Source organism: Mesorhizobium sp. M4B.F.Ca.ET.017.02.2.1 (assembly GCF_003998955.1).
Taxonomy (GTDB): domain Bacteria; phylum Pseudomonadota; class Alphaproteobacteria; order Rhizobiales; family Rhizobiaceae; genus Mesorhizobium; species Mesorhizobium abyssinicae.
Map to the genome: position 1 here is coordinate 1 of NZ_RZOF01000516.1, position 2,892 is coordinate 2,892.

At 61.4% G+C, this 2,892-nt stretch carries 4 protein-coding genes; 3 read left to right on the plus strand and 1 reads right to left on the minus strand.

Going from position 1 to position 2,892, the window contains the following annotated elements; all coding sequences use genetic code 11:
- From EN738_RS33035 to mmsB, 3 genes are all read left to right on the plus strand, one after another.
- A partial coding sequence (locus EN738_RS33035; protein WP_281034340.1) for an acyl-CoA dehydrogenase family protein occupies positions 1-366 on the plus strand: 366 nt, incomplete at its 5' end.
- Between the two features lie 56 nt (positions 367-422).
- Positions 423-791, plus strand: coding sequence for a four helix bundle protein (locus EN738_RS33040; protein ID WP_127287217.1), 369 nt, complete (start codon positions 423-425; stop codon positions 789-791).
- A gap of 81 nt (positions 792-872) precedes the next feature.
- Positions 873-1,757, plus strand: a complete 885-nt coding sequence (gene mmsB, locus EN738_RS33045) for a 3-hydroxyisobutyrate dehydrogenase (protein ID WP_127287218.1) — start codon at positions 873-875, stop codon at positions 1,755-1,757.
- A gap of 333 nt (positions 1,758-2,090) precedes the next feature.
- Here mmsB and EN738_RS33050 read toward each other — a convergent pair.
- Positions 2,091-2,892: aminomethyltransferase family protein (locus EN738_RS33050; protein ID WP_145967014.1), on the minus strand; the 802-nt coding region annotated here is incomplete at its 5' end.

Below are 2,892 nucleotides of genomic sequence, written 5' to 3' on the forward strand. Positions count from 1 at the left end.
GACAGGTCCTATACAGGCGAGCGCAAGGCCTTCGGCTCGAAGATCAACCAGTTCCAGGCGCTGCAGTTCAGGCTGGCAGACATGGAGACCGAGCTGCAGGCGGCGCGAATCTTCCTCTACGCCGCCGCTTCGAAGCTCGATCGCAAGGCGCCGGACGCCGGCAAATGGTCGGCGATGGCCAAGCGCTTCGTCACCGATGTCGGCTTCGATGTCGCCAACGAGGCGCTGCAGCTGCATGGCGGCTATGGCTATCTGCACGATTACGGTGTCGAGAAGCTGGTGCGCGACCTGCGCGTCCACCAGATCCTCGAAGGCACCAACGAGATCATGCGCGTCATCATCGCACGCGCGCTGATCGGCCGGTAGGCAGTAGGCAGTAGGCAGTAGGCAGTAGGCAGTAGGCAGTAGGCAGTAGGCGAAGGATGACCGGCAAGATCAATTCGTACAAGGATCTTATCGTGTGGCAGCAGGCCATGGGTCTGGCCGTCGCTACCTACTCCTTGACCAAGGCATGGCCAAAGGAGGAATTGTACGGGCTGACCAGCCAAATCCGCCGCTCAGCCACATCTATCGCTTCAAACATCGCGGAAGGTTACGGCCGCGATAACACGGGTTCCTATCAGCAGTTTCTCAGGATAGCCCAAGGCTCTCTAAAGGAGCTCGAGACACACCTCCAGATCGCTGAACGCATCGGCTTGGCCACTCGTGATGAGGTTCGTCATATGCTCTCAGCCACAGAAGCCATCGGAAAGATGCTTCGCCAGCTTATTATCAAGCTGGCACCTGAATAGATCCCCTACTGCCTACTGCCTACTGCCTACTGCCTACTGCCTACTGCCTACTGCCTACTGCCTAACCCTGGGAGCACCGCTATGACAACCATCGCCTTCATCGGATTGGGCAATATGGGCAATCCGATGGCCGCCAACCTGGTCAAGGCCGGGCATTCTGTGCACGGCTTCGACCTGGTGCCGGAGAACCTCACAGTCGCCAAGGAGCATGGCGTGGTCGTCATGGCCAACGCCGTCGCGGCGGTGAAGGACGCCGATGTCGTCATAACCATGCTGCCGGCCGGCAAGCATGTGCTGTCGGTCTATGAGGACATCGCGCCCAAGGCCAAGAAAGGCGCGCTGTTCATCGATTCCTCCACCATCGACGTCGAATCGGCCCGCAAGGCCCATGCCGTCGCCAGCAAACACGGCCTGCTGTCGATCGACGCTCCGGTCTCGGGCGGCACCGGCGGCGCCACCGCCGGCACGTTGACATTCATGGCCGGCGGCTCGAAGGACGCCTTCGCCAAGGCCGAGCCGGTCCTGAAGCCGATGGCCGGCCGCATCGTCCATTGCGGCGACGACGGCGCCGGACAGGCGGCCAAGATCTGCAACAACATGATTCTCGGCATCTCGATGATCGGGGTCGCCGAAGCCTTCGTGCTGGCGGAAAAGCTCGGCCTGTCGCATCAGGCGTTGTTCGACGTCGCCTCGACCTCCTCGGGCCAGTGCTGGTCGCTGACCACCTACTGTCCGGTGCCCGGCCCGGTGCCGGCCTCGCCGGCCAACCGCGACTACAAGCCCGGCTTTGCCGCAGCCCTCATGCTGAAGGACCTGAAGCTGTCGCAAGAGGCGGCGCAAAGTGCCGGCGCGGTGACGCCGCTCGGCGCCGAGGCGACGCAGCTCTACGCGCTGTTCAACGCACAGGGCAATGCCGGGGTCGATTTCTCCGGCATTATTAATTTCCTCCGCGGCCAACTCGCGTAAATCTCTGCTTTCAAAGGCTTATTAGAAGATTATTTGGTCAGAAACCGGCAAATTTAGATTTGCTTAAGGTCTCGATAACCGGCCGGTAACGATGTGCCTATAAAACGGACTGCGAGGCGGACATATCGCATCCGCCCGGCGCTCCGGATCAGGTCTCGCGTACCGGAGCCCGTAAGTTTCGCAAGTCGCTTGTAGCGAAACGCCATGCGTATCTGGCAAAGCCGCGTTCCCGGTGGGACGCGGTTTTTGCGTTTTGCTGCACTATATTTCGTTGCCGCATTCGGCGAGGCATGCGGTCTTCGCAGCTTGTTCCGAGAATTGTGCCCGGGCGTTTCACATGCGCCCACGCGCGCCTTCCGGATCGTAGGGCGAGTCGGCGATCACCTTTGCCGGACGCCGCTCGCCGAGGACTGAAACTTCCAGTTCGGTACCGGGCGACAGCAGTTCCAGGGGCAGCAGCGCGAGTGCGATGTCGTGACCAAAAGTATAGGAGTAGCCTGCCGACGTGACGTGGGCGACAAGCTCGCCGTCGCGGTAAACGCCCTCGAAGGCGAACGCGCTCGCGCCGTCCGTATCGATCGACAGCGTGGCGATCCGGCGCGCCGTCCCCTGCTCCTGTTTAGCGACCAGTGCCGCCCGGCCGATGAAGTCGCCCTTGTCGAGGCTGACGAAGCGGTCGAGGCCGCTTTCCCAGGCTGACAATTCGACATTCATGTCGCGATACATGGCCCGGTAGGACTTATCGAGACGCAGGGACTCCAGCGCCTGAAGTCCAACCAATCTCAGCCCGTGCGCCTCGCCCGACGCCAAAAGCGCGTCCAGCAAATGCCGCTGATAACAGAGCGGATGATAGAGCTCCCATCCCAGTTCGCCCGAGTAGTTGACGCGCAGCAGACGCACATCGCCGGCCAGGCCGACGGTTCCGGACCGCACGCTGAACCATGGGAAGGCCTCGTTTGAGAGATCCACTTCCGTCAGTGGCTGCAATACCTCCCGCGCCTTCGGTCCAACGATTGTGAAGCTGCCGCGATCATCGGTGACATTGCGAAGCTGCACGTTGCCGCCCTTTGGCAGCATCCGGCTCAAGTCGTCAAGATTCCAGCGCTCGGCGCGCGGCGTCGATATGAGATAGAAC

Coding starts and splice junctions, on each gene's coding strand:
- EN738_RS33040 (WP_127287217.1), top strand. CDS start 423: ATGACCGGCAAGATCAATTCGTACAAGGATCTTATCGTGTGGCAGCAG.
- mmsB (WP_127287218.1), top strand. CDS start 873: ATGACAACCATCGCCTTCATCGGATTGGGCAATATGGGCAATCCGATG.